2 protein-coding genes and 1 pseudogene are annotated in these 5,079 nt (G+C 37.5%); all 3 read right to left on the bottom strand.

The window, feature by feature from the left end:
• Nucleotides 1–165 precede the first annotated feature (165 nt).
• Nucleotides 166–1,611 (bottom strand): glycosyltransferase family 39 protein, encoded by a 1,446-nt coding sequence (locus tag DW915_RS15470; protein ID WP_055222202.1) that lies wholly within the window; start codon nt 1,609–1,611, stop codon nt 166–168.
• 517 nt (nt 1,612–2,128) lie between these two features.
• Nucleotides 2,129–3,417: pseudogene (locus DW915_RS15465) on the bottom strand (IS110 family transposase).
• 195 nt (nt 3,418–3,612) lie between these two features.
• Nucleotides 3,613–4,929 carry a group II intron reverse transcriptase/maturase gene (ltrA, locus tag DW915_RS15460; RefSeq protein ID WP_055222201.1) on the bottom strand — a complete coding sequence of 439 codons (1,317 nt, stop codon included), beginning with the start codon at nt 4,927–4,929 and terminating at the stop codon, nt 3,613–3,615.
• Between the last annotated feature and the right edge of the window lie 150 nt (nt 4,930–5,079).

Raw genomic sequence — 5,079 nt, 5'->3', positions numbered from 1 at the left:
GGAAGTTTTAACGATTGCAGGGTGATTTTGTGCAATTTTCGTTATTTGCTCATTTATAGATCTAAATTTACTTGAGGTATTCTTTTTGGTCAATTCCTTTTACTCTTTAAAGTATACAGGAACTCCTATATCCACCATTTTGTCAAAGTGAGTAATATTCCGTTTTCACTGCTCAATAATATATGTTTCAAAAGAATACCTGTCCAATTTGTAGCTTCCTAAATAATTCAATTGACAATTTATTTTATTTAATTCCTCAATCAATAATCCATTGCTATCTAACACCAAAATTCTATTTTTATATTGATATTTTTTTATTTCATCTATATTTTCTATCTTCTCTAGTTTACATTCTTCATATACTTTTTTTGTCAATTCCGATAATTCATCCTCAATTACTATGTTATTATTTTGCGGATAAAAATAAGAAATCACCCTCTGTACATGATTATAATTGCTTAATATTACTGTTTCAGAATCTATATTTTTTTCTAATTCCGATAATGTATAATTTGTTGCGCTCTTCTCATTGAGTTCATTTTTGATATAATCAGTTGCAAGTATAATACCAATAATCGTTATTGTATAAACGAGTGCTCTATTTATACGTTTATTATCTATCTCTGATATTCCAATTGATATTCCCAACCACATGCAAGCAGCAGCGCTCATCACATATCTTGATACGAATATAGGACGTATTAATAAAGACAAACAAATCCCTAAAATTATTGTTCCTAACCATATAGTAATTCCACAAACAGCTTCATAATTCTTTCTTTTTCTTAATGCTCTTATTGCACCAAACATCCCAATTCCAACTATTGTGACACTTACTATCTCTATAATTCTAATATTTGTCGAAAACAAAAAAAGAAAATTTTGTATTATCGAATGTATTGACACCGGTCCTATCCAATAATCCTCTTTAACTATCAATAATTGTTTCACAAATATTAAAAGCCACGGAAAATATAATACAGCAACTCCCATACCCGATAATAACACCCTTATTATTTTCTTATTTTCTTTTTTTCTAAAAAACATCAATATAATTTCAGCATATATGACAATTGCTGAGACGCATGCAAAATAATGCGTATATGATGCTAATGCAGAAAACAGCGTTAGCATCACATAGCTTTTAAATTTATTTTTTTCAACTATTGGCTTCATCTGTAAAAATGCACATGTAACAAATAACATTCCCCAACTATACATTCGTATTTCCGTTGAATAGCGTAGCATCTGCGGCATACCCATTATAAACACATTAAACAAGTATGCTATTGTCTTACTGTACCTTTTCTTTATTACGGTAAATCCAATAATCATTAAAATCACATACGGAACAAGTGAAACAAATCTACCAATCCAAATAAAATTTTCACTTACTCCAAATATCAAAAATCCTGTTCTTAATATAATATAATACAACGGTGGATGAACATCTAATGCATCTATTTTTATTAAATTCATATATGAATGTTTTGCTAATTCCAAACTATATGCTTCATCTACCCAAATTGTCTGACTAAAAACAGTTGCAAAAGATACTATTAGCAATAATATCGGAACCATATAATACTGTATTTTTTTTATCGTTTTCATTAATCCTCCCTATATAGTCAAGTCTTTTTTCCTTAAAAATCAAGGATTTTTTAATGTTTCATCAATAAATATCTCAGAAGAAAGAGCCATAGGAATGGACATTTCTCTGTATCTGGTACGAAAATAGTGGATTTTGGGCGCACAAAGTAAAACGTCTTCTTATTTCGTTCTACATGGCCTTGTGTGTACCCATCCATCTACGGCAACGAATCTCCCATGTCTACCAGGATCATCAGTCTATGCCGAGTCCTAACTTCTCTCGTCCCGCCTGTCCATAACCAGGGTGTCAGCTCAGCTCCTTTACAGGGTCTTGCCCTCTGGTGTGTATTCCTACCGACTACTGGCTCATTCTTTGTTTCTTGTATTACTGACTTCTTTCCTGCAACAGCACCTTCCGGTGAACGTTTTCCTGTTACATTCCTTTTGTTTATTGCTTCCAGCTATCATGGCTGGTCTCAGTCTTCCATCTTTTCCTTTCAAAGACTCAGACCGGCCATGATACACTGTTTCTTTCTCTTTATGCTGCTGGCTGTATTTCAGGTCTTACAATGTCATTTAACATCTTCTGTCCGTCATAATCCACGCCTTTCGTTAGTATTGTATAAAATATCCGGATCAGTTTACATGCCACCGCTATCACCGACTGCATCTTTTTCAGCGGATTTTTCTCCCTTGTCCGGTAATAACTATGGATCTCCTTAAACTCTTTATTTTTTCCGATCACGGAGATCGTAGCTTCATACAACGCATATCTCAAACGCGTTCTTCCCCTGTGGCTGATCCTACTCTCCCCCTTATGTTTCCCGGAGCTGTCTGCAACAATGGAATAACCGGCAAGCTTCTGCACCTGTTTTGGATTATCAAAACGTCCAATGTCTCCTACTTCTGCAATAAAGCAGCTTACCGCCTTTATCCCTATCCCATTGATCTCCATCAGCTTATCTATATAGGGAATCTCAGAAAGTGTTTTCTCTATCTCTTCCATAAGTTCATCCATCCGTTTCTTATATCCCTCGTAATCTTCCAGCAGGTTTCGGATCTCTTTTCTGGCACTTCTTGGTGCTTCCGTATTTCCGATGCTGTGCTCCGCTGCTGTTACCAGGGTCCTTGCCCTCTTTATCCCAGCACCTTTCAGCCTTGCATCTCTCCATATCTTATTCACTCCATCCACACCAAGCTCTTTGATATCGCAGGGCAGTGGTGCCTGTTTGATCACCATCAGTCCGCTTACCGCATCCGGATTCCTGTAAACATCTTTTATTTCTGGAAAATAGATGCTGAACCAGCGGGCGATCCTGTTCTTGATCCTTGTGATCTCTTCCTGTGTCTGAATACGAAGGTTAGACAGATTTCTGATCTCTGCATAAATCCCGGTTGGAATATATGGATAAGAGAACCTTCCTTCATTCACCAGACCCGCAATTGTCTTTGGATCCTTACGGTCATTCTTACTCTGATTATTGTCATCCAGTTCTTTGGATTTCTTGACATGATGCGGATTCACATGTACAGGCTTCATTCCCTGTTCCTGCAGGTACGCTCCAAGGTTTAGCCAGTAGTGGCCTGTTGGTTCCATTCCTGGAATCACAGTTTCCATTCCATGTTTCTCTGCTATATCATCCATCCAGTCCTTAAATGAGGGAAATCCTGCTTCATCGTTGCTGAAGGCGAACGGCTTCTTTGAGTACTCATAGTTGCGCCAGTTAAAAGCCCTTGCGTAATGGGTTTCACTTCCCACATCAATACCAACGATCAAAGTTTTTCCGTAATAGATGCAATTTTTGCGTTCTGTGTGTTATAATTCATTTCAAGTACCTCACTGTTTAATAAGATTTTTTACTAACCGTGCAAAGTCAGTAATCTTATTTTACTCTGAGGTATTTTTTCTCAACCTTCTTTCTCGGAATTTCTCTCTAGTAGATATGGGGATTACTCCCCATATCCCTACACAAAACCGTACGTGCGCTATTAACGCATACGGCTTTTCACTTTATATTCATACTACCTGTAGAACAGGCTTACTTTGATTCTTGGCTCTAATAGTGGGAATGTCCTAAGCAGCCCATTGTTGAATGTTTCCCATGTATAACTTCTTCTCTGGCTTCTACGATTTAGCCATTTAAACAGCAGTTTCTTTGTTATACACAGGAATGATTTAACTTCTCTTGTATTATCAGTTACACCATAGTATTGATAATATCCTCGCAGTTTTGCATTGATAATCTTGAATATCCATTCCAGCGGCAGTGTCCTGTGATTCATTATCCATTCTTTCATTGCTTTTATTTTACTGCGCAACTTCTTCTTACTCGTTTTCACTCTACAACGGAAAAACTGCTTTTTTCCGTCCATTCCGCAATAAAATGTGAATCCTAGAAAGTCAAAGGTATCTGGTTTTCCCTGTCCTCTTCTTTCTCTATTCTGCCTGGCAAACCTTCCGAACTCTAACACTTTGGTCTTTTCTTCCGCTAGTTCGAGTCCATACTTTGCAAAACGTTCTTCTAGTTTCTCTCGAAATACTTTTGCTTCGTATCCACTCTGAAAGCAACAGACAAAATCATCTGCATAACGTATTAAGTAACATTCTCCGCTGCACTGCCTCTTTACAATCACATCAAACCAGTTATCCAGTACGTAGTGCAGATAAATATTTGCAAGTATCGGACTGGCTCCGTTTCCCTGTGGTGTTCCACGTTCACTGTCAAGATACTTTCCGTTTTCCATGATACCCGCTTTCAGAAATTTCTCTATAACCTCAAGAAATCTCTTGTCTGCTATATCGTGTCTTAGCATCTTCATCAGCCACTCATGGTCTACGTTATCAAAGAATCCTCTGATATCCGCTTCCACCACATAATTCGTTTTGCGATGCTGAACCATTTCTATGATTTCCCTAACTGCCTGATGACAGTTTCTGTTTGGTCTGAATCCAAAACTCTCATTATAAAACTTCGGTTCATAGATCTGCTCCAGTATCTGTGCGATTGCGCTCTCCACCAGTTTATCCTCATAACTGGATATTCCAAGTGGTCTCATTTTGCCTTTTGTTTCCTTGGGAATATAAACTCTTCTTGTAGGATTGGGGCGATAACTGCCAATTCTCATTCTTTTCACAAGATTCTCAAGGTTTTCCTCCAGGTTCTGTTCGTATTTCTCTTTTGTCACTTTATCAATTCCACTTGCCTTATTTTTATCCATAGTCTTATGGATTGCCCTAAGGCTGTTTATATTGATATAGGACGCAAGGTTTTGAACTTTCCTGTCAGTTACATTTGCTTTCGCAATGTTGTATTGTATTCCAAGCAACTCATTTACCATGATATCAGCTCTCCTTGTCTGCATGATTCTGATTTACTTGAAGCTATAAAGTGTACGCCCCTTCCCTCCACTGTGGTTAGCAGCTTCTTCGGTGTCGGGTAAGGGACAAACCTTACGGTTATTCCCTCCCCAAAGAACGGAACGTGCGAC

Source organism: Blautia sp. AM42-2, from assembly GCF_003480245.1.
Taxonomy (GTDB): Bacteria; Bacillota; Clostridia; order Lachnospirales; family Lachnospiraceae; genus Fusicatenibacter; species Fusicatenibacter saccharivorans.
The sequence above is the reverse complement of the archived record's forward strand: the minus strand, read 5'-3'. Positions and strand labels throughout refer to the sequence as shown.

What these genes read in the sequence shown, in the direction of transcription:
- DW915_RS15470 (WP_055222202.1), bottom strand. Translation starts at nt 1,611, where the DNA reads ATGAAAACGATAAAAAAAATACAGTATTATATGGTTCCGATATTATTG.
- ltrA (WP_055222201.1), bottom strand. Translation starts at nt 4,929, where the DNA reads ATGGTAAATGAGTTGCTTGGAATACAATACAACATTGCGAAAGCAAAT.